Genomic DNA, 19,760 nt, shown 5'->3' with positions numbered 1-19,760 from the left:
CCCAGCCCCAGTAGCTCAGTGGATAGAGCGTCGGTTTCCTAAACCGTGCGTCGCAGGTTCGATCCCTGCCTGGGGCACCCTGCTCGATCACGCCGGCGCTGCGGGACGGTAACGACCGGGACACGGACCCACCGACGACAGCGTGGTTCTGCTCGCGCAGAACGCGACCCGCGACCACGCATGGTAAGTTTCGTGGGTTCCCTTGGGTGAGTCGCCCGCTTGGGCAGCCCGGCCGTCGAGGCTGTGCTCCGTGCAGGCTCGACGCCTCCTCCGAGTTCCACGCGAGGAAGGACGGCGATGCCGACAACCCAACAACCTCATCGGGCGATCGATCAGTAGCCGTCCCGGTCGCGAGCGCGCACGAACGCGGCGCCGTGAACGCTGACGAGCAGCAGGTCACCGACCTCGGCTGGCGACCCGCCGAGCCTGGACGAGGGCGTGCCGGCGGTCCGGGGCGTTCAGCACCTGACCATTCCCGAGCGTCTGACGAACCCGTGCCGGATCCGTCTGGCTTGACGTGACGAGACGCGTCGAGCACCACGTCGGTGCTCCCGACAGAAAAGAGAGAGAAATGGCCGCTTCCGAGAAGAGGACCAAGAAGCCGAAGCCGACTCGTTGGTACAGCGGCGATTCGCCGTCGGAGGATCTCGATCCGGTCGAGCAGGTCGCTCACCGCATCGTGCAAGAGTCTCGCTACCTGGCGCCTTCGGTCGACCGGATCATGGATGCCGACCTCACGCCGTCGCAACGTCTGGCGGCGATCAACCTGTTCAGCGCGTCGCTCGTCGACCCGGATGCCGGACATCGCGATCCGCGTGCGGCGATCGAGGCTGCTCGCGAGTCGGTCGATTGATCGGCTACGGGTACCGCATCTCGCAGCGCCAGCATCGCTCGGCCGGCTCGCCAGTGTCGAAGTGCACGGCGAGCCGGCTGGGCCGAACGAGCCGTTCCGGTCCGTTGACGGGGGCGATGCGGATCGTGACCTCATTGGAACCTGTTGCCCGGTCGACGTTGGTGACCTGGCCGGCTGCCAAGGAGAGGGCCGGGTCGTCGTCGTCGTGGACGAGCACGTGCTGGCCCACTCGAAGGTCGTTCCATCGTCGCCGGATCATGCGTCGTCACCTCGGTCCGGGCTGCGAACGCTGACTGTCCTGCGGGGAGCTGCGGTTGTCTCGGAGCGGGCGATCTCGGTTCGGAGCTTGTGCATGATCGGGCTTCTGCGTCTCAGGTGGACAGGGTGGTGATCGTCGCGAAGTGCAGTCCGGCCGCCGCGATCGTGAACGCGTGCCACACCTCGTGATAGGAGAACGTCGCCGGACGTAACGTCGGCCATCGGCGAGCGAAGCCGATGGCGCCCACCGTGTAGACGAGTCCTCCGGCGACGAAACAGACGAATGCGAGCGTGCCGCCCCGCTGCCAGATCGCCGGCGCGAGCGCGACGCCCGACCATCCCATTGCGATGTAGACGACCGGCCCGAGTCGGCTGGCACGTTCGAAGTGGCTGAGCTTGAGCACTGCTCCGACAGATGCGGCGAACCAGATCGCGATCAACACCGCGACCGCACGACCGGCGTTCAGTGTGGTGAGTGCGAGCGCCGAACAAGTTCCGGCGATCAGTGCAAAGATCGTGGCATGGTCGAGTCGCCGCCAGCGCGCTCGCGCTCGAACCGTGTGAACCCATCGGTGATAGGTCGTCGAGACCGCGAGCGTCGAGCACAGCCCGACGGCGTAGATGATCACACCGGCTCGCGCGCGGCCACCGTCCGATTGAATGGCGAGACCGGTGACCAGCGGAACGGCGAACACCAGCGCAACGAGGTGGAGGCGGCCCCGCCAGGTCGGACGCGCAGAGGTGCCCAGCGCGTCGTCCAGCGGTCGGGCGACCGCTCCTGCCTGCTCCCTGCCCACGTTGACCTCCCAGAACCGTTCGTGGTCCGGGTCAAGGCGTCAGGCCTGCACGGGGCGACAGCACTTTCGGCCGTCCTGCCCAAACGAGGCGACTCGTCCCGCCCGGACCGTACCATCACGAGCCGACATCCGTCGGGCGCGGGCGGGATGCCGGGTCCGGCGGCGTCGTGCGAACCGTCGTCTTCCCGGACGGACCCGCGAGCCACCCGACCGGACTCGAACGACCGAGGCGCTCCTTGCGCGGTACGATGGGCATCCTTGGGATGAGTCGCCTCGCTTGGGCAGGACGGCCGAGAGTGCTGTCGCCCCGTGCAGGCTCGACGCCTCGGACCGAGCCGACAGGTTCGAGGAGCGTTCATGAATCACCACCCATCCTGTTCAGCACTCGACTTCCGCCGACAGGCACGGGGTGGATCGAGATCCGGACGCCGACGTCGTGCTCGTCGAGGTCGGCCGGCGAGCACGATGATCACGGTTCGGGCTGTGCGCTGATGCGCGTCTTCCACTGTGACCGCTGCGAAGCGGTGCTGGCGTTCGACGCGCATGAATGTGCCGGCTGTCGAGCCACGGTCGGATACGTCCCGGGGGACCGGAGGCCTCGCGTACTCCAGGCGTCGACCGATCCGTCTGTGTTCCATCTCGATGCGCCTGGTGACCGGAGCGAGCGCCCGATGTGGCGTTGTCTCAACGCAGCCTGGGGCTGCAACTGGATGCTTCCCGTGGATTCGGGAGAGACCTGGTGTCGCTCGTGCCGGCTGACGCGAGGACGCCCGGACACCGGCCGGCCCGATGCGATCGCCGCCTGGGCCACGGTCGAAGCCGCGAAGCGCCGCCTCATCCACCAACTCGACGAGTTCGCCCTGCCCATCGAGATCGACTCGGCGTCGATGCCGGATGGGTTGGTGTTCGACCTCGTGTACCTCCCGGGCGAAGGCGGGATCACCGGCCACCTCGACGGCTTGGTCACACTCGATCTCGCCGAGGCCGATGACGGTCATCGGGATGGCCTTCGGCGGCGGTTGGGCGAGCAGTTCCGAACCGTCATCGGTCATCTCCGACACGAGATCGGTCATTACTACTGGCTCCGACTCGTCGGTCAGAGCAACGACATCGGTGTGTTCCGCCGGCTGTTCGGCGACGAGCGAGACGACTACCGCGTCGCGGTCGATGCCTACTACGCGGGGGCATCGTCCACGTGGGATCGAGCACGGTTCGTGACCGGCTATGCCAGCTCTCACCCACTCGAAGATTGGGCGGAGACGTTCGCGCACTACCTGCACATCGTCGACGCAGTCGACACCGCAGCCGCCCACGATCTCGTGCCGGCGGATCGCGCTGGCATGCTGGTCACCGATGCGGTCGCGACACTTCCCTTTGCCGACATCCTCGATGCGTGGCGACCGATCAGCGCTGCGGTGAACGCCATCGCCGAGACGGTCGGCGCGCCGGCCGTCTACCCGTTCGAGCCTGCGGGAGCGGTGGTCGACAAGCTCACCTTCGTCCACGACCAGGTCGCAGCGCACACCAAACGGGATCGGTTCTACGCGAACGAGTGATCCGCCGTGTCACGCCTTCGAGGTGGCGGACCCGTGCCGGCGACACGCTCGGGTTGCCGCGGGTTCGGTCCGTGCCTGGAGCATCAGGTGGTGCGCCCGGCTCAGGCCGTCTTGCAGTCGGCGCAGGTGCCGATCAGGTCGATGCGGTGATCGACGAGTTCGAAGCCGGCCTCGGTGGCGGCCGAGTCGAGCGACTTCTCGATGCTGCGTTCCGCACGGTCGGACAGATTGACGTCGACCACCGAGTTGCAGTCCTTGCAGACGAGGTGGTGATGGTGGTCGTCGGTGACCAGTTCGCTCAGCTCGTAGTACGACTTCGTGTCGCCGACGTCGAGCCGGGTGACGAGGCCCGCTTCCTCCATGACGGCGAGGTTCCGGTACAGCGAACTCTGCACGAGCTTCGGCGCCCGCTCGAGCAGCATCGGCATCGTCGCCGGGGCGCCGATCTCGGTCAGGAGGTCGACGAGTTCCTGTCGGCCACGGGTGTACATGTGCCCCGCAGCGGTCATCTGACGTCGAGCGATGGTGTGATGATCCGACACGCAAATGAGAATAGCTGAGAATCCGAGTCATCGCACGGACCGGTTCGGCGCGGTCGGGCGTCCGTCACACGGGGATTTCGTGCGATCGGGGTGGGACCCATTCTCAGTAGGGGTTAGCGTTGCTGGGAACGAATCCTATCCTCAGGGGAGAATCACCACATGCGGAAGCTCATGACCAAGGCGAACGTCGCCATCGTCGCCTCGGCGGGCCTCGTCCTCGCGGCCTGCGGCTCGGACGACGACACCGCCGACGAACCGGCTGCCGAGACCGAGACGTCGGACGACGCCGCTGCCGACACAGCTGCGACCGACGAGCCCGCTGACCAAGCGTCCGGCGAACTGCCGACGATCGTCGTGACGACCAACATCTTGGGCGACGTGGTCAGCAACGCCGTCGGCGATGCGGCCGAGGTCGTCACGATCATGCCGGTCGGTGCCGATCCACACAGCTTCCAGGCGTCGGCCCAGGAGATCGACGTCCTGATGAGTGCCGACGCCCTGATCGTCAACGGTGGTTCGCTCGAAGAGAGCCTGCTCGACGTGATCGAGTCGGCCGAGGCCGACGGCGTCCCCACCTTCGAGGCGCTGAGCGCCGTCGAGACGATCGAGTTCGGCGAAGGCGCCCATGATGAGGACGAGGATCACGCCCATGATGAGGACGAGGATCACGCCCATGATGAGGACGAGGATCACGCCCATGATGAGGACGAGGATCACGCCCATGACGAGGACGAGGATCACGCCCATGACGAGGACGAGGAGGGTCATGACGATCACGATCACGACCACTCCGGTGACGACCCGCACTTCTGGACCGACCCGATGCGGATGGCAGCCGCCGTCGACGGCATCGTTGTCTTCCTGCAGGAGACCGTCGAGTTCGCCGACCCGGCCGCCGTCGACGCATCGGCCGAGGCCTACGTCGCAGAGCTGACCGCGCTGAACGACGAGATCGAGGCACTGGTCGCCGAGGTGCCCGAGGACGGCCGCAAGCTCGTCACCAACCACGAGGCCTACGGCTACTTCGCCGACGCCTACGGCTTCGAGCAGATCGGCGCAGTCGTCCCGTCCGGCTCGACCGTCGACGGCACGAGCGGCGGCGAACTCGCCGAACTCGTCGAGCTGGTCGAGGCCGAGGGCGTCCCGGCCGTCTTCTCCGACAACACCGCGTCGGACGAATTGATCCAGGTGCTCGCCGAGGAAGCCGGCGGCGTCGAGGTCGTCGAGCTGCTGTCCGGGTCGCTGACGGAGCCCGGCACCGAGGGCGACAACTACCTCGACATGCAGCGGGTGAACGCCGAGCGCATCAGCGGCGCACTGAGCTGAACGAACCGACGACGGCCGCTCCTCCCGGGCTCCGGGTGGGGCGGCCGTCTTGCGTTTTCAGTGCCCGTGATCGTGATGCGGATCGTCGAGGATCAACGCGTCGCCGACGCGAACGAAGCGGCCCCCGAACGCCGTCCGGAGGTTGTCCTCGGTGAAGACCTCGTCGGGCGGACCGAAGGCGACGAACCGGGTCGCCAGGAGGAGCACCTGCTCGCAGCGCCCAGCGTCCTCGAAGTTGTGCGTGGTCGTGATGACCGTGCGGCCCTTCGCGTGCTCGTCGTCGATGACGCTGGTGATGATCGAACGTGACCGCACGTCGAGGCCGGTGAGCGGTTCGTCGAGGAGGAGCGTCGGCGAGTCCTGGGCGAGGCCCTGGGCGACGAAGGCCCGCTGACGCTGGCCGCCCGACAGCTGATGGATCTGGCGCCCGGCCAGGTCGCTGATCTCCAGACGATCCATGGCTGCCTCGACCGTCGTGCGGTCGTCGGCGCCAGGGCGGCGGAACAGGCCGAGCCGCGGATACCGCGCCATCGCGACGACGTCGCGCACCGTGAGCGGGAGGCTCGGGTCGACGTCGGTCGACTGCAGCACGATCGCCGGCGTCGCCCCGAACGTCTCGCACGATCCGCTCGTCGGATCGATCACGCCGGCGATGACCTTGAGCAGGGTCGACTTGCCGGAACCGTTCGGGCCGATGATCGCCACCGACGAACCGGCCTCGACCTCGAGCGAGAGCGGGCCGACCGCGTGGATCGAGCCGTAGTCGACGTGGACGTCGGTGAGTACGGCGGCGGCAGACACGACTGCGACGTTATCGAGAACCAGTCCGAAAGTTGTCGGGTTGGCGTTATCGTCGCACTGTGCAGATGGTCCTCGACGCCTTCGAGCCGGCGTTCATGCAGCGTGCGCTGGTCGGCGCATTGCTCGCCGTCGTGGCGACCTCGCTCGTCGGGACCTGGGTCGTGCTCCGCGGACTGTCGTTCCTCGGCGATGCCCTCGCCCACGGCGTGATCCCGGGCATAGCGCTCGCCGTCCTCTGGGGTTTCAACCCGGTGATCGGAGCGCTCGTCGCCGCGGCGGTCATGGGCATCCTGATCTCGGTCGTGACGTCCCGCACCCGAATTCGTGAGGATGCCAGCATCGGTCTGCTGTTCGTCGGGATGCTGTCGCTCGGCATCGTGATCGTCTCCAAGGCGCGCTCGTTCGCCACCGAGGTCACCGCCTTGCTGTTCGGTGACGTGCTCGGCGTGTCGCGCGACGACATCCGCGCACAGATGATCGGCGCGGCGGTCGTCGTGATCGCGACCGTTGTGCTCTACCGCCCGTTCCTCGCGCTCACCTTCAACCGCATGAAGGCTCGGTCGCTCGGCATGAGGCCGACGGCGGCGCACGTCGCCATGCTCGTCCTGATCGCGATCAGCATCGTCACCAGCTTCCAGGCCGTCGGCACGCTGCTGGTCTTCGGCCTCCTGGTCGGGCCGCCGGCCACCGCCTCGCTGCTCACCAATCGGGTGCCGGTGATGATGATCGTGTCGATGGTGTTCGGTGCGGTCGCCGTCGTGGCCGGACTGACGATCAGCTTCCACTACGGGACCGCCGGCGGCGCCACGATGGCCGGATTGAGTGTCGCTCAGTTCTTCGTCGTCTTGGCCGGTGTGGAGATCATCCGCGCCGTTCGCGAGTATCGCCACGCACGACTCGCCTGACGCGTCTCGGAGCGGTCGGTGGCAGAGCGGTATCTTCGGGCAGCGATGGGATCGGACGGCCCCGAACAGGGTGTGACGAACGAGGTGTCGCACGAACGGCTCCCACGTGCGGTCTCCGAGACGGCGATCGTCGTGGTCGTCCCCGAGGCGGAGGCGCTGCTCGAGCGGTATCGGCGACGTCGACCCGACCACGAGGACCCGGCGATTCCGGCGCACGTCACCGTGCTGTTCCCGTTCCGGCCAACGGTCGACGAGGCCGACGTGGAGTTGATCGGGGAGTGTGCTGCGGCGGTACCGACCTTCGACGTGACGTTCGCCCGGACGTCGGCGTTCCCGGTCGGGCTCGTCTACCTCGTGCCCGACCCCGTCGAACCGTTCCTCGAACTGACCGAGGTGCTCGCTAGCGCGTTTCCGGACACACCGCCGTACGGCGGCCTGTTCGACGAGGTCATTCCACACCTCACCGTCGCCGCCGACCTCGAGCCGGCCGAGGTGATCGCGCTGCGGGACGAACTCGTCGGGGAACCGCCGATCGAGGCCACGGTCACGCACATCGCGCTGCTGCGCCACGATCCTGCCGAGGGATGGCGGGCCGAGCACATCTGGCCGCTCGGGCCGGCGTCACCGCGGCTGGATTGATCAGACGTCGCGGTCGACGGTGATCACGACGAGGTCGGTCGGCTGCGAGGGCTCGTTGGCGAAGAGGTCGGTGACCTCCCAGCGTGGACCCACCTTCTGGACGAGCGCGGGTCGGGTGGTGTCGCCGTCGACCAGTTCGATGATCGCCTTCGCCCGCGCGATGGTCCGGCCGTCGAAGCGGTCGGGCAGCGAGGCGACCAGATCGTCGACGGCCGTTCGCGTCATCGGTCCGTCGATCGGCACCGAGTGGGTCTGATGGAGGTCGAACAGCGTCGGTCCGGGCACCCCGCTCGGGTCGCTGTCTCGGTGTCCGCCGATGGCGATGAAGCGTCCGAGCGCCCCCGGCTCCCGTCGATCTCGGCTGCCGTCGACGATCGGGATGTCCGGTGCGAGCGCACTCAGTCGTGACCGTGCCTCCGACGCGTCGCCCGGATCGACGAGGTCGGTCTTGGTGAGCACCAGGAGGTCGGCGGCGCCGATCTGGGCCTCGAGGTGGAGCCGGACCCAGCGGGGCATGTCGTCGTCGAGCAGTTGATCGGCGGCGACGACGGTGACGACGCCGTCGAGGATGAAGCCGGCCGACCGGCCCCATGGGGTGACGTTGTCCGGCTCGGCGATGCCGGACAGTTCGATCACGAGGTGGTCGGGTGGCTCGGGGCGGGCGCGGATGGTGTCGAGCGCTGCGCCCATGTCGTCGATCGACGTGCAACACACGCATCCGTCGGTCAGCTCGATCGCATCGCCGTCGCAGCCCTTGATGAGCCGGGCGTCGAGGTTGATCGCCCCGGCGTCGTTGACGACGACGGCGATCGGACGGTCGGCGACGGTGAGCACCTCGTTGATGGCGCTGGTCTTGCCCGCGCCCAGGTAGCCGCCCACGAACGTGATCGGGACGCGCCGTCCGTCCCACGGCAGGAATTCGGGCTCCTGGTAGGGCGCGGTCATGCTCGTCGCGGACGGGAGGGGAGCATGCGGGGGATCGTACCCACGTGCTCGTCGCGCGGCCGCCCGTCACGTCGGACGACGATGCAGCGCCGGCACTCGCTGGCCGGCGAGTTCACCGACCGCGTGGAGGACATGGTCGGGGACGATCGATCCGGCCGGCTCGATGTGCCCGGTCGAGGGCTCGACGATGATCGTCGACGATGCCCTCCGGATCTTGACCCTGCCGTCGATCATCAAGGTGAGCGTGTGCTGGACACGCCCCTGGCAGTCGAGCAGTTCGGTCGTCGTGAGGTACTTCTCGATGTCGCTCATCGCATCAGCGGTCTCCCCGGTCGCGTTCGTCGACACGCATCAGCGTTCCTCTGCGAACTCGACGTGGCGGCGGATCACCGGGTCGTACTTGCGGACGACCAACCGTTCGCGGCTGTTGGTCGTGTTCTTCTTCGTGACGTACGTGTAGCCCGTGCCCGCGGCACTGCGGAGCTCGATGACCGGACGACGTTCCCTGCTCGTCTTGGCCATGATCAGACCTTCTGGCCGCTGCGGCGGATCTCGGCGACGACGGACTCGATGCCGCGACGGTCGATCGTCTTGATCGCTCGGGTCGACAGGGTGAGCCGAATCCATCGGCGCTCAGACGCGAGGTAGTAGCGCTTCGACTGGATGTTCGGGCCGAAGCGGCGGTTCGAGCGCCGGTGTGAGTGCGACACGGTCTTGCCGAAGGAAGGAGCCGTTCCGAAAAGTTGGCATTGTCGGGACATGTGAGCAGGCTAGCAAGAATCAGAATGATTCCGAAAGAATATTCCGAACGGTGGAACCATCGAATCCGTCCTGCCGGGGTAGGGTGGCTGGCATCGAGGGGGAGTAGCCCTCCCTGCCGTCGATCGACACACTGGCGCCGATGGGCGCCCGGTCGGCGGGCCCGCTCCGGCGGGTGGGCGAGACCTTCGACCGTACGACGTCCATCGTCGTGTCGGTCGGAGCGTTTTCCGGGTCGACACGGCACGACCAGGAGGAGCCCGATTCATGTCGATGAGCGATGCCGCGAGAGCGTTCGTCACCGTCTTCCCCGCCGAACTGCCCGACAAGACGATGGTCGCGACGATCGTGTTGGTCGCCCGCTACCACCGCCCCGTGTGGGTATGGGTCGGCGCCGCCGGGGCCTTTGCGGTCCATGTCGTCGTGGCCGTTGCTGCCGGGAGCGCGATCGGCCTGCTCCCCGACGCCGTCGTCGGTGCCGTCGTCACGGTGATGTTCGCCGTCGGCGCTGCCGTCCTGCTGCGGGCGGCGCGCTCGGCCGAACCGGACGTGATCGACGATGACGCCGCCGGGGCGGTCGCATCGATCGGCGCCACGGTTGCCGGCAGTTTCGGTCTTGTGGTGGTCGCCGAGTGGGGCGACCTCACCCAGCTGGCAACCGCCAGTCTCGCCGCCGAGAGCGGTGCTCCGTTCGCCACCGCCGTCGGCGCCTGGCTGGCCTTGATCTCCGTCGCCGCGATCGCCGCCGTCTTCGGCCGCCAGTTGGTCGCTCGAGTGCCGATCCATCGGGTCAACTACATCGGCGCTGCGGTGTTCGCCGCCCTGGCGGTCTGGGCCGCCGTCGACGTCGTTCGCGAACTCACTGCAGCGTGATAAGGAGCCTTCACATCGATTGTGTGGGTTGGTGACGAAGTCTCTAGCATCACGTGGTCGTGAACCCGTCCACACCGCCCACCCGTCGGTCCGTCGCCGCACTCGCCCTCGTTGCGCTCCTGGCTGCCGCGTGCAGCGGCGGTGACGACAGCGACACCGCGACCTCCGACGTCGTCGCCGAGACCGCGACGACACCGACGACCGCGACGACCCCGACGACCACACCGACCCCGACGACCGACGCGGTGACACCGGGATCGGTTGCCCCACCCGCGTCGTCCGTCGCCAGCGATCCATCCGGAACGGTCGAGCATGCACTCGGAACGGTCGAGGTGGTCTCCGAGCCGACCCGTGTGGTGGCGCTCGATCGGTCGTTGATCGACGCGGCGCTCGCACTCGAGCTGCCACTCGCCGGCTACACCACGTACAACGACCCCGACGGAGCACTGCCGGCCTACTTCGGGGACGCACTCGTGTACGCCGACGCTGCCACCTGGGTCGGCGACCTGCTCGACCCGAACATCGAGGCGGTCGCGGCCCTCGACCCCGACCTGATCCTGATGACCGCAGTCCGCCACGAAGACCTGTACGACGAGTTCTCGGCCATCGCCCCGACGGTGGCGACGGAGTCGGCCGGTGGCGGATGGAAGGACAACATCCGGCTGATCGCCGCAGCAACCGGGCGCAGCGACCTCGGCGAGGACGTGCTCGCCGACTACGAGGAACGCGCCGCTTCCGTCGGTGCGGCGGTGAACTCGGCAGCCGGTGACCCCACGATCTCGGTGGTTCGCTTCGCCGACGCGATCCGGCTCTACCAACCCGTGAGCTTCAGTGGCGTCGTCCTCGAGGACGCCGGGCTGGCTCGGCCGGAGAGCCAGCAGGATCGCGACGACTTCATTGCGATCATCTCCGAGGAGGAGCTCGAGCTGGCCGACGCCGATGCGCTGATCTACACCGTCGCCGCCCACGAGGCCGTCGAACGCATGGCGAGCGAGGTGCAGGAGCGGCCGCTGTGGCAATCGCTGTCGGCCGTTCAGGAGGGCCGCGCCTATCCCGTCCTCGACGATTCGTGGATGAGCGGTGTCGGCGTGTTCGGCGCGCACCTGATCCTCGACGACCTCGAAGAGATCTTCGGCGTCGGTTGACCGACGCCGAATATCCGTACCCCGACCCAGTAAGGAACCCATGACCCGTACGACCATCTCGATCCTGCTCGGCTCGACCCTCGTGCTCGCCGCGTGCGGCGGCGATGACGAGGCCGCCGACACCACGGTGCCCGCCACGACCGTGGCGCCGACCACGGCAGCCCCGGAGACGACCGCAGCGCCCACGACGGCAGCGCCGACCACGGCAGCGCCGACGACCGCAGCACCGACGACCGCAGCGCCGACGACCGCTGCGCCGGAGACGACCACCGGCCACCAGCGTGCCCGCCGGCGAGACGATCAGCGACGTCGCCAGTGCCAACGGTGCGACGTTCATCCCCACGTACACCGACTTCGCTCCGATGTACGCGGCGGCGATCGAGGGACCCGGGCCGGTCACCGCGTTGATGCCCGACGACGACGCATTCATCGGATTCTCGACGACCTATCCCGACCTGCTCGAGGAGCTGCGGGCCGACTTCGACCTGCTCGACAGCGTCCTGTCGTACCACGTGATCGACGGCGCCCTGACGGCGACCGAGATCATGGAGGCGACCGAGTTGCCGACGTTGCAGGGTGAGGCCATCACGGTCGAGGTCGTCGGCGACGCGGTCGTGTTCAACGGTGGTGAGGGATCGGTGAAGATCGCCGATCTCGTCGCGACGAACGGCATCGTCCACATCCTCGACGGCATCCTGCTCCCGCCGTCGGTGTCGGCCGACGCGAGCTGATCAGCAGGCCCGCTCGGCCCACCACTCGCGGACGAGGCGAGTCGCCTCGTCGCGATCGATCGACCGGTCGGCCGCCAGCAGCATCGAGACGGCCTCGCCGACCTCGGGGCCGGGCGCGATGTCGAGGAGCTGCATGATCTCGTGACCGCTCAGGGGTGGCCGTCGGCGCGCTTCTGCGTCGTCGGCCGCCAGCCGGCGGATCCGCGACTCCAGGTCGTCCACCGAGGCCTGGAGTGCGGCGGCTTTGCGCGCATGGCGCGTCGTGCAGTCGTGGCGGACGAGCAGGTTGAGGTCGCCCAGCAGCGGGCCGGCATCGACGACGTATCGGCGCACCGCGCTGTCGGTCCAGCCTCGGTCGTATCCCTTGAAGCGGCCGCTCAGCTCGACGAGGCGGGCGACGTCGGTGACGAAGCCGGCGTCGAACCCCATGTCGCCGAGGCGTCGTCGGGTGATGCGTGCTCCGACGGCCTCGTGGTGGCGAAACGTGACACCGTCCGGCCCGAACCGACGGGTTGCCGGCTTGCCCACGTCGTGCAGCAGGGCGGCGAGCCGCAGGCGCGGCTGCGTCGGGGTCGACGCCGTGACGGCGACGGTGTGCGCCAAGACGTCCTTGTGCCGGTGGATCGGGTCGTGCTCCATCCGCATCTCGACGATCTCCGGGATCCAGTATCCGAAGAACCCGTCGTCGACCATCTCGAACAGCTCGTCGGTCGGGTCGGCCCGATCGAGGGTGTCGCCGAGCCGTCGGCGGGCGTCGCTGGACAGCACGGTGGCGGTCGTCAGCAACAGCCGTCCCGACAGCCGGGGTCGTCGTCGAGGGGGTCGATCGCAACGAACAGTCGAGAGCCCAGTTCGGCCGACGGTGACTTGTGGATCGCGCCGACGCCGCGTTCGTCGAACTTGCTCCCCGTGAGGATCAGCACCTCGCCGGGCAGGCTGTGGCGAGACGGCCCGCTGGCGATCGCCGCATTCGCATCGGCGGGGGTGCGGCCCTGCAGACCGAGTTCGGACCGGTCGACCGACGGCTCGGGAAGCCACTCGGTACCCGGTCCGGCGTAGGTGCACAGCAAGCGCATCACGTTCGCGTCCTGATGGAACACGGGGCACATCTCCGCAGCGTTGACCTCGACGCGGACGAGGACGTGGCTCCGGGCAGCGGCTTCGGCGACCGTCCGGCCGAGTAAGGCGACGTCATCGACGAGGGCTCGGCGGGCCGGGCCGTCCGCGACGCCGATCTCGATGAGCCCTCGGGTGACCGCCTCCGCGATCTGGTCGACGGCGGACGTGACTCGCAGTTCGAACCAGTCACCGCTCGCCAGCTCCTGAGCGAGCTGGGCGACGGGGCCGGGGAGGTCGCGCTCCCACCGCCACATCACCGGCCCGTCGGGTGTCGTCGGCTCGAGGGCCGGACCGTCGGTGGTGCGCTCGACCGCGACGTCGGTGTGCAGATCGATCGTGCTCACAGCTCGCACGATTCCTCCCACTCGGGGAGCGGATCGTCGAACTGTTGCCAGCCGGCGAAGCCGAGGGCGAACTCGTCGTCGGTCAGGAGCGCGCGGTCGAGCTGGGCCCGCAACGCCACCTCGTCCATGTCGACGCCGATCAGCACGATCTCGTTGAGGCGGTCGCCGAGCATCGGGTCCCAGCGGCTCTCGAGCTCGGCGCGGTCGGTGTCGCTCTCGAACTCCCACTCGGACTCGGGGAGTGCTGCGTACCACGGAGCGAGCGGTTCGAGCATGACCGACAGGCCGGCCTGACTCCACATCGCCTGGACGTCGGGTCGCGTCGCCAGCCAGACGAACCCCTTGCTGCGGAGCACGCCCGGCCACTCGGACTCGAGGGTCTCGGCGAGCCGCATCGGGTGGAACGGCCGGGCGTTGCGGTACACGAACGACGAGATGCCGTACTCCTCGGTCTCGGGCGGATCCTCGCCGTTGAGGGCGCGGACCCAACCGGGAGCGAGCGCCGCCTCCTCCTCGTCGAACAAGCCGGTGTCGAAGATCGCGTCGAGTGGGACATCGCCGCGTTCGGCGATCTCGATGCGGGCACGCGGATTGAGCGCCCGGACCAGGCTGACGACCTCGCCGAGCTGATCTGGGTCGACCAGGTCGGGCTTCGAGACCACGATCACGTCGGCGAACTCGACCTGATCGACGAGTAGGTCGGAGATGACGCGGTCGTCTTCGTCGTCGCGGCCGACGCCGAGTTCGATCAGCTCTTCGAGCTCGGCGAAGTGCTGGACGAACCGGCTGGAGTCGACGACGGTCACCATCGTGTCGAGGGTGGCGAGATCGGACAGCGTCGTGCCCTCGATGTCTTCGAAGAGGAACGTGGCGGCCACCGGCATCGGCTCGGAGATCCCGGTCGACTCGATGAGGAGGTAGTCGAAGCGGTCCTCGCGGGCGAGGCGGGCGACCTCGATCAGGAGGTCGTCGCGCAGGGTGCAGCAGATGCACCCGTTCGTCATCTCGACGAGCCGCTCCTCGGTGCGGTCGAGATGTGCGCCGCCGTCGGCGATGAGGGCGGCGTCGATGTTGATCTCACTCATGTCGTTGACGATCACGGCGACGCGGCGGCCGTCACGGTTGGCGAGCACGTGGTTGAGCAAGGTCGTCTTGCCGGCGCCGAGGAAGCCGGAGAGCACGGTGACGGGGAGCATCCCGTCACTCTACCCAGTAATGAGAATCATCCCTATTTTATCTCGTTCTTTGCGGTCCGCGGTCGGCCGAGGCTCAGGCGAGGGCTGCCACGGCTGGTCCCGACCGAGCACTCGCAGTAGATCCCTTCGGCACCACGAGCGGGGTGCCGGCGATCGGGTCGTCGATCACGACGCAGTCGAGGCCGAAAACCTCGTGGACCTGCTCGGCGGTGATGACCTCGTTCGGCGCGCCCGACGCCATGATCCGGCCGTCGCGCATGGCGACCAGATGATGCGAATAGCGACACGCGAGGTTCAGGTCGTGGAGGACGAGCACGATCGTCCGGCCGGCCTCGCGGTTCAGCTGGGTCACGAGCTCGAGGACCTCGATCTGATGGGAGATGTCGAGGAAGGTCGTCGGCTCGTCGAGCAACAAGAGGTCGGTCTCCTGCGCGAGTGCCATCGCGATCCAGACTCGTTGGCGCTGGCCGCCCGACAACTCGTCGACCGCACGGTCGACGAGATCCTCGGTGCCGGTCGACGCCAACGCGGCGAGCACGGCGGCCTCGTCGGCCTTCGACCATTGCTGGAACAGGGTCTGGTGGGGCGTGCGACCCCGTGCCACGAGGTCGCCGACGAGGATGCCCTCGGGCGCGATCGGGCTCTGGGGGAGCAGCCCGAGCCGTCGAGCGACCTCCTTGGTCGGCAGGCGGTGGATGTCGCCGCCGTCGAGGAGGACCGTGCCCGACTTCGGCTTCAGCAGACGAGACAGCGCCCTCAGCAGCGTCGACTTGCCGCACGCGTTCGGGCCGATGATGACGGTGACCTCGCCGTTGGGGATCTCGATGTCGAGCCCCGAGGTGATCTCCCGTTCGTCGTACGCGAGGGTCAGGTCGGTCGCTGCGAGCCGGGTCACGAGGCGTCCTCCTCGGCGCGGGCACGGTGAGTCAGTGCGACGACTGCCGACCGGACTGCGGTCGGGTCGGTCAGGGGGCCCTCGGCGAACGCGACGCGGACGAAGTGCCAGCCGCTCGGCGCGTCGGCGGCGAACGTCACGCCCGTCCGATCGATGTCGCGCACCCGGGCCGTCGTCGCCTCGGGCAGGCCGCCCAGGGTCCGCACGATCGACAGCGACGCATCGAGGTGATCGACGTTCATGTGCTCGACGGCTCCCGCACTCCCGGCGACCACCGGGTCGGCGACGGCGGCGGCGATCTCGTCGGCGCCGACCCAGCTCATGATGCCGAACCCGCCGACGAACCGGCCCGACGCGATCGTCAGCTTCCACCAGCCGAAGTCGGGCCAGTCGGCGTAGTCGGCCGCACCCGGGTGGTGCTCGAGGTGGCGTCTGACGTCGGCGGCCGACGGTTCGCAGCGCTGCAGCTCGCCCACCAGGCTCACTCGCGGCGCATCCATCGGGTCGCCACCGTTCGGGGTGCTGCCCGACACGAACAGGCCGGCCGCCGGATGAGCGGTCGCGAACCGGGTGTGTTCGGCCAGGTCGGAGATGCACGCCAACGGCGACCCGTCGTCGAGGACCGAATACGCGACGAGGCTGCCGTACGGGTGACCGTCGGGTGTCGTCGTGGTCAGGGTGCCGAATCCGCCGTGCCCGATCAGGGTGCGGATGAGTTCGGCGTGAGTGGGAAGCGTCTCGACGTCGCCGACGATGCGGAGCGAGGTGAGGTGTTGGCGGTTGGTGTCGGTCATGGCTGGGTGTCTCCGTCGGGTGCGGTGTGAGTCGTCAGGTCGGCGATGAGGTCGGCGAGGAGTTGGCCCGTGCGCGGTCCGTTGCCGAGCAGGAGCTGTGCGTCGTAGGCGATCACCGCTCGTCGCTCACCGGCGGGCGTCTGGGCGAGCGCCGGGATCTGTTCGAACAGTCCGTCGACCCCGCCGACCGACTCGAGGCCGCTCTCGGTCACGAGAAGGACGTCGGGTGCGGCGGCGATCATGGCCTCGTCCGAGATCTCTGCCGACTCCGTGACACCCAGTTCGTCGGCGACGTCCACGCCTCCGGCGGCCTCGACCAGCCAGTGCGTGTTGTACGCCTCGCCGAAGACGAGACGTGCGTTCGAACCACGGATGTACAGCGACGCGACCTTCGGCGCCGGATCGCGGCGCGGCGCCGACGCCGCAGCGGCGTCGATCTCCGCCTGGACCTGTGCCGCAAGGACGGCACCGTCGTCGGCCGCGCCCAGTGCGTCGGCGACGGCCATGATCTTCTCGGCCGCGCCGGTCGAGGAGGCGTTCGACGGCACGATCACGAGCGGGATGGCCAACCGCTCGAGGTCGTCGAGCACCTCCGGCGGGCTGGCGATGTCGGTGCCGAGCAGCAGCGTCGGCTCGAACGCGGCGATCGGCTCTGCGGTGAGCGAGCGTTGGTAGCCGATCTGTGGCAGTGCATCGGCTTCCGGCGGATACGTCGCCGACAGGTCGGTCGCCACGACCTGATCGCCGAGTCCGAGCGCGAACACGATCTCGGCCACGTCGCCGTCGAGCGGGATGATCCGCTCGGTCGAGAGGATCGTGACGGACTCGCCCCGAGCGTCGACGACGGTTCGTCCGGCGGAAGGGCTGGTCGCGGGCACCGTCGTCTCGACGACGGTCGTCGTCGTGCTCGTCGATGGCGGAGCGGTCGTCACCGGCGTCGTCGGCGTCGTCGATGTGGATGTCGATGTGGAGGTGGATGTGGCGTCGACGCCCCCGCATGCGGCGATCACCGCAGCGAGTGCAAGCGCCAGTGGGGCGAGTGGTCGGCGCGTCACAGCGCACCCGTCCTGGCGCGTCGGGTGAGGAGCCAGAGCAAGTACGGCGCGCCGATGATGGCGGTCATCACGCCGACCGGGAGTTCGGTGGGCGCCAACACGCGCCGGGCGACGAGGTCGGCTGCAGTGAGCACGAACGCCCCGACGAATGCCGCCGGTACGACGCAGGCGTTCGGTGAGTTGACCATGCGGCGAGCGATCGGGCCGGCGACGAAGGCGATGAAGGCGATCGGACCGGCAGCGGCGACGGCGAGCGCGGACAGCCCCACCGCCAGGACGATCAGTCCGAGCTTCGCCCGGTTGACCCGGACGCCGAGTGCAGCTGCGGTGTCGTCGCCGAGATCGAGTCGGTCGAGCGAACGTTGACCGATGATGACGAGCGGCGCCAAGACGAGGAGTGCCAGGCCGACGGTGCGGACGTGGTCCCAGCTGCGTCCGTTCAGCGACCCGGTCAGCCAGACGGCGGCGCGTTGGACGTCGTAGATGTCGGCCCGGGTGATGAGGTAGTCGACGCCGGCCGCTGCCGTGAAGCCGATGCCGATACCGACCAGAACGAGGCGCGACGACGACAGGCCGCGTTTCCATGCCAGGACATAGACGAGCAAGGCGGTGACGACACCGCCGGCAACGGCGCCGCCCGCGACTGCCAGGCTCGAGCCACCCCAGTAGACGATCACGAGTACGGCGCCGAACGCTGCGCCTTGCTGGAACCCGACGATGTCGGGCGAGCCGAGCGGGTTGCGCGCGATCGACTGGAAGACCGCCCCCGACATGCCGAGCGCTGCGCCGACCAGGATCGCCGTGAGGGCACGCGGCAGCCGCAGTGTCTGCACGATGAACTCGGCGTCGTCGCCGCCGTCGCCGAACACTGCCGACAGCACCTGCCGGACCGAGAGCGGGAAGTCGCCCACCATGATCGACCACGTCGCGACGACGAGGATGCCGACCAGCAGCAGACTGCACACAGTCACGGAACGCACGTCGACGCGCACCGAGAACGAGCCCGCTCGCACGACCCGTGCCGTGCCGACGACGGCGGTCACAGGCGGACCATCCGCATTCGTCGCACGAGGATCACGAAGGCCGGGCCGCCGATGGCTGCGGTCATGATGCCGACCTGGACCTCGCTCGGTCGGGCGATGACGCGACCCGCCGTGTCGCACAGCAGGAGGAACGCTGCGCCGCCGAAGGCACAGGCCGGGACCAGCCAACGCTGGTCGGGGCCGAAGAGGGCGCGGGCGGCGTGGGGCAGGACCAGCCCGACGAACCCGATCGGGCCGACCGCGGCAACGGCCGCGCCACAGAGCAGCATGATCGCAATCCCGCTCACACCGCGGGTGAGGTGCACCTTGACGCCGAGCGCGGCGGCCGCGTCGTCGCCCAGGCCGATCGCATTGAGGGAACGGCTGACGCCCACCGCCATCACGAGGCCGACGACGATGAACGGGGCGACGCTCCATGCGATGTCGGCGTCGCGCCCCGACAGCGAGCCGACGGCCCAGAACCGGAACTGGTCGAGCGTCGCCGTGTCGAGGAGCGTGACGGCGCGAGTGAGTGCGAACAGCAGGGCACTCAGCGCGGCGCCGGCGAGGGCGAGACGGACCGGGGTCGCGCCGGCGCGACCGATCGAGCCGAGGGCGTAGACGACGACCGAGGTGATCGCTGCGCCGACGAGCGCGAACCAGACCAAGTCGTCGACCGATGTCGTGCCGAAGGCCCAGATCCCGATCACGACGGCAAAGGATGCGCCCGCGTTGACGCCGAGGATGCCCGGGTCGGCGAGCGGGTTGCGCGTGACCGCCTGCATCAAGGCGCCGGCGACGCCGAGCGCACTCCCGACGAACAGGCCGACGATCGTTCGCGGGAGTCGGAGTTCTCTGACGACCAGGTGATCGGTGTCGGTCGGGTCGTACGACAGGAGTGCCTCGACGACCGGACCGAGCGGGATCGGCTTGGCGCCGACAGCGAGCGACAGGGGGACGGCGATCACGGTGGTCGCGATCAGCAGGACCATGCCGATCGTGCGACGGGCGATGCCGCGTCGCGCCGCGACCGGCACGACCGACGGCGCGGTGGCGGGATCGAGGGTGGCGGTCACTGGGTTCGGGGTGCGGCTGGGTCGAGGAGGTGGGCGTCGTAGATCACGACTGTTAGGTTGCCCTGACAATTCATATCAGGAGTTCCTGGTCAGCGGCCAGTCTGGTCCTGACGAGATCGTGAAAGTGAG

24 protein-coding genes and 1 tRNA gene are annotated in these 19,760 nt (G+C 68.6%); 9 read left to right on the top strand and 16 right to left on the bottom strand.

Features of this window, described 5'->3' with window-relative positions; translation table 11 throughout:
- Nucleotides 1-4: 4 nt before the first annotated feature.
- Together BDK89_RS17695 and BDK89_RS17690 are read left to right on the top strand one after the other, a co-directional pair.
- Nucleotides 5-77: transfer RNA gene (locus tag BDK89_RS17695), tRNA-Arg, on the top strand.
- Nucleotides 78-571: 494 nt separating this feature from the next.
- On the top strand, nt 572-853 hold the full coding sequence (locus BDK89_RS17690) for a hypothetical protein (RefSeq protein ID WP_133870210.1): 282 nt from the start codon (nt 572-574) through the stop codon (nt 851-853).
- A 4-nt stretch (nt 854-857) separates the two neighbouring features.
- Here BDK89_RS17690 and BDK89_RS17685 read toward each other — a convergent pair whose 3' ends face one another.
- Both BDK89_RS17685 and trhA read right to left on the bottom strand, forming a co-directional pair.
- A complete protein-coding gene (locus tag BDK89_RS17685; protein WP_133870209.1) occupies nt 858-1,112 on the bottom strand; it encodes a hypothetical protein in 255 nt (84 codons plus the stop codon).
- Between the two features lie 112 nt (nt 1,113-1,224).
- Nucleotides 1,225-1,908 carry a PAQR family membrane homeostasis protein TrhA gene (gene trhA, locus BDK89_RS17680; protein WP_133870208.1) on the bottom strand — a complete coding sequence of 228 codons (684 nt, stop codon included), beginning with the start codon at nt 1,906-1,908 and terminating at the stop codon, nt 1,225-1,227.
- Nucleotides 1,909-2,156: 248 nt separating this feature from the next.
- Between trhA and BDK89_RS17675 the strand changes: the two genes are divergently transcribed.
- Nucleotides 2,157-3,464, top strand: a complete 1,308-nt coding sequence (locus tag BDK89_RS17675; protein WP_133870207.1) for a putative zinc-binding metallopeptidase — start codon at nt 2,157-2,159, stop codon at nt 3,462-3,464.
- A gap of 101 nt (nt 3,465-3,565) precedes the next feature.
- On the opposite strand, the gene BDK89_RS17670 is transcribed toward BDK89_RS17675, so the two are convergent.
- Nucleotides 3,566-4,006: a Fur family transcriptional regulator gene (locus BDK89_RS17670; protein ID WP_133870206.1), complete on the bottom strand. Its 441-nt coding sequence runs from the start codon at nt 4,004-4,006 to the stop codon at nt 3,566-3,568.
- A 159-nt stretch (nt 4,007-4,165) separates the two neighbouring features.
- Between BDK89_RS17670 and BDK89_RS17665 the strand changes: the two genes are divergently transcribed.
- Nucleotides 4,166-5,332, top strand: coding sequence for a metal ABC transporter substrate-binding protein (locus BDK89_RS17665; protein ID WP_133870205.1), 1,167 nt, complete (start codon nt 4,166-4,168; stop codon nt 5,330-5,332).
- A gap of 57 nt (nt 5,333-5,389) precedes the next feature.
- On the opposite strand, the gene aztA is transcribed toward BDK89_RS17665, so the two are convergent.
- The gene (aztA, locus tag BDK89_RS17660; RefSeq protein WP_166657663.1) at nt 5,390-6,133 is read right to left on the bottom strand and encodes a zinc ABC transporter ATP-binding protein AztA; all 744 of its coding nucleotides are present in this window, start codon (nt 6,131-6,133) and stop codon (nt 5,390-5,392) included.
- Nucleotides 6,134-6,198: 65 nt separating this feature from the next.
- On the opposite strand from aztA, the gene aztB reads away from it, so the two are divergent.
- Together aztB and BDK89_RS17650 are read left to right on the top strand one after the other, a co-directional pair.
- Nucleotides 6,199-7,038, top strand: a complete 840-nt coding sequence (gene aztB / locus BDK89_RS17655; RefSeq protein ID WP_133871154.1) for a zinc ABC transporter permease AztB — start codon at nt 6,199-6,201, stop codon at nt 7,036-7,038.
- Between the two features lie 45 nt (nt 7,039-7,083).
- Complete coding sequence (locus BDK89_RS17650) at nt 7,084-7,677, top strand: 2'-5' RNA ligase family protein (RefSeq protein WP_133870203.1); 594 nt, start codon at nt 7,084-7,086, stop codon at nt 7,675-7,677.
- On the opposite strand, the gene BDK89_RS17645 is transcribed toward BDK89_RS17650, so the two are convergent.
- The 4 genes from BDK89_RS17645 to rpmB all read right to left on the bottom strand — a co-directional run bounded on the left by BDK89_RS17645 (nt 7,678) and on the right by rpmB (nt 9,383).
- Nucleotides 7,678-8,622: a CobW family GTP-binding protein gene (locus BDK89_RS17645; RefSeq protein ID WP_133870202.1), complete on the bottom strand. Its 945-nt coding sequence runs from the start codon at nt 8,620-8,622 to the stop codon at nt 7,678-7,680. It lies immediately after the preceding gene.
- A gap of 66 nt (nt 8,623-8,688) precedes the next feature.
- Nucleotides 8,689-8,970, bottom strand: a complete 282-nt coding sequence (locus tag BDK89_RS17640; RefSeq protein WP_133870201.1) for a hypothetical protein — start codon at nt 8,968-8,970, stop codon at nt 8,689-8,691.
- Between the two features lie 3 nt (nt 8,971-8,973).
- Nucleotides 8,974-9,144, bottom strand: coding sequence for a 50S ribosomal protein L33 (gene rpmG / locus BDK89_RS17635; protein ID WP_133870200.1), 171 nt, complete (start codon nt 9,142-9,144; stop codon nt 8,974-8,976).
- Between the two features lie 2 nt (nt 9,145-9,146).
- Nucleotides 9,147-9,383 carry a 50S ribosomal protein L28 gene (gene rpmB, locus BDK89_RS17630; protein ID WP_133870199.1) on the bottom strand — a complete coding sequence of 79 codons (237 nt, stop codon included), beginning with the start codon at nt 9,381-9,383 and terminating at the stop codon, nt 9,147-9,149.
- Between the two features lie 265 nt (nt 9,384-9,648).
- Here rpmB and BDK89_RS17625 point away from each other — a divergent pair, with 265 nt between their 5' ends.
- From BDK89_RS17625 to BDK89_RS17615, 3 genes are all read left to right on the top strand, one after another.
- Nucleotides 9,649-10,254, top strand: coding sequence for a TMEM165/GDT1 family protein (locus BDK89_RS17625; RefSeq protein ID WP_133870198.1), 606 nt, complete (start codon nt 9,649-9,651; stop codon nt 10,252-10,254).
- Between the two features lie 59 nt (nt 10,255-10,313).
- Nucleotides 10,314-11,399, top strand: coding sequence for an ABC transporter substrate-binding protein (locus BDK89_RS17620; RefSeq protein WP_133870197.1), 1,086 nt, complete (start codon nt 10,314-10,316; stop codon nt 11,397-11,399).
- A 281-nt stretch (nt 11,400-11,680) separates the two neighbouring features.
- Complete coding sequence (locus BDK89_RS17615; RefSeq protein ID WP_166657662.1) at nt 11,681-12,130, top strand: fasciclin domain-containing protein; 450 nt, start codon at nt 11,681-11,683, stop codon at nt 12,128-12,130.
- On the opposite strand, the gene BDK89_RS17610 is transcribed toward BDK89_RS17615, so the two are convergent.
- From BDK89_RS17610 to BDK89_RS17575, 8 genes are all read right to left on the bottom strand, one after another.
- Entirely contained in the window at nt 12,131-12,916 is a 786-nt protein-coding gene (locus BDK89_RS17610; protein ID WP_133870195.1) for an HDIG domain-containing metalloprotein, read from the bottom strand.
- Nucleotides 12,910-13,593, bottom strand: coding sequence for a DUF1826 domain-containing protein (locus tag BDK89_RS17605; protein ID WP_133870194.1), 684 nt, complete (start codon nt 13,591-13,593; stop codon nt 12,910-12,912). The genes BDK89_RS17610 and BDK89_RS17605 overlap by 7 nt, the downstream gene beginning before the upstream one ends.
- Nucleotides 13,590-14,789 (bottom strand): GTP-binding protein, encoded by a 1,200-nt coding sequence (locus tag BDK89_RS17600; RefSeq protein WP_133870193.1) that lies wholly within the window; start codon nt 14,787-14,789, stop codon nt 13,590-13,592. The genes BDK89_RS17605 and BDK89_RS17600 overlap by 4 nt, the downstream gene beginning before the upstream one ends.
- A 73-nt stretch (nt 14,790-14,862) precedes the next feature.
- Nucleotides 14,863-15,684, bottom strand: a complete 822-nt coding sequence (locus BDK89_RS17595; RefSeq protein WP_133870192.1) for an ABC transporter ATP-binding protein — start codon at nt 15,682-15,684, stop codon at nt 14,863-14,865.
- Nucleotides 15,681-16,478 (bottom strand): HugZ family pyridoxamine 5'-phosphate oxidase, encoded by a 798-nt coding sequence (locus BDK89_RS17590; protein WP_133870191.1) that lies wholly within the window; start codon nt 16,476-16,478, stop codon nt 15,681-15,683. The genes BDK89_RS17595 and BDK89_RS17590 overlap by 4 nt, the downstream gene beginning before the upstream one ends.
- Nucleotides 16,475-17,533, bottom strand: a complete 1,059-nt coding sequence (locus BDK89_RS17585; protein ID WP_208294114.1) for a heme/hemin ABC transporter substrate-binding protein — start codon at nt 17,531-17,533, stop codon at nt 16,475-16,477. Before BDK89_RS17585 ends, BDK89_RS17590 begins: the two co-directional genes overlap by 4 nt.
- Complete coding sequence (locus BDK89_RS17580; RefSeq protein ID WP_133870190.1) at nt 17,530-18,576, bottom strand: FecCD family ABC transporter permease; 1,047 nt, start codon at nt 18,574-18,576, stop codon at nt 17,530-17,532. Before BDK89_RS17580 ends, BDK89_RS17585 begins: the two co-directional genes overlap by 4 nt.
- A complete protein-coding gene (locus BDK89_RS17575; protein WP_243839210.1) occupies nt 18,573-19,631 on the bottom strand; it encodes a FecCD family ABC transporter permease in 1,059 nt (352 codons plus the stop codon). The genes BDK89_RS17580 and BDK89_RS17575 overlap by 4 nt, the downstream gene beginning before the upstream one ends.
- Nucleotides 19,632-19,760 lie beyond the last annotated feature (129 nt).

The organism is Ilumatobacter fluminis (assembly GCF_004364865.1).
Lineage (GTDB): Bacteria > Actinomycetota > Acidimicrobiia > Acidimicrobiales > Ilumatobacteraceae > Ilumatobacter > Ilumatobacter fluminis.
The sequence above is the reverse complement of the archived record's forward strand: the minus strand, read 5'-3'. Positions and strand labels throughout refer to the sequence as shown.

Coding starts and splice junctions, on each gene's coding strand:
- BDK89_RS17685 (WP_133870209.1), bottom strand. CDS start 1,112: ATGATCCGGCGACGATGGAACGACCTTCGAGTGGGCCAGCACGTGCTC.
- BDK89_RS17590 (WP_133870191.1), bottom strand. CDS start 16,478: ATGACCGACACCAACCGCCAACACCTCACCTCGCTCCGCATCGTCGGC.
- BDK89_RS17650 (WP_133870203.1), top strand. CDS start 7,084: ATGGGATCGGACGGCCCCGAACAGGGTGTGACGAACGAGGTGTCGCAC.
- BDK89_RS17625 (WP_133870198.1), top strand. CDS start 9,649: ATGTCGATGAGCGATGCCGCGAGAGCGTTCGTCACCGTCTTCCCCGCC.
- BDK89_RS17645 (WP_133870202.1), bottom strand. CDS start 8,622: ATGACCGCGCCCTACCAGGAGCCCGAATTCCTGCCGTGGGACGGACGG.
- BDK89_RS17675 (WP_133870207.1), top strand. CDS start 2,157: ATGGGCATCCTTGGGATGAGTCGCCTCGCTTGGGCAGGACGGCCGAGA.
- BDK89_RS17665 (WP_133870205.1), top strand. CDS start 4,166: ATGCGGAAGCTCATGACCAAGGCGAACGTCGCCATCGTCGCCTCGGCG.
- aztB (WP_133871154.1), top strand. CDS start 6,199: ATGGTCCTCGACGCCTTCGAGCCGGCGTTCATGCAGCGTGCGCTGGTC.
- rpmG (WP_133870200.1), bottom strand. CDS start 9,144: ATGGCCAAGACGAGCAGGGAACGTCGTCCGGTCATCGAGCTCCGCAGT.
- BDK89_RS17690 (WP_133870210.1), top strand. CDS start 572: ATGGCCGCTTCCGAGAAGAGGACCAAGAAGCCGAAGCCGACTCGTTGG.
- rpmB (WP_133870199.1), bottom strand. CDS start 9,383: ATGTCCCGACAATGCCAACTTTTCGGAACGGCTCCTTCCTTCGGCAAG.
- BDK89_RS17600 (WP_133870193.1), bottom strand. CDS start 14,789: ATGCTCCCCGTCACCGTGCTCTCCGGCTTCCTCGGCGCCGGCAAGACG.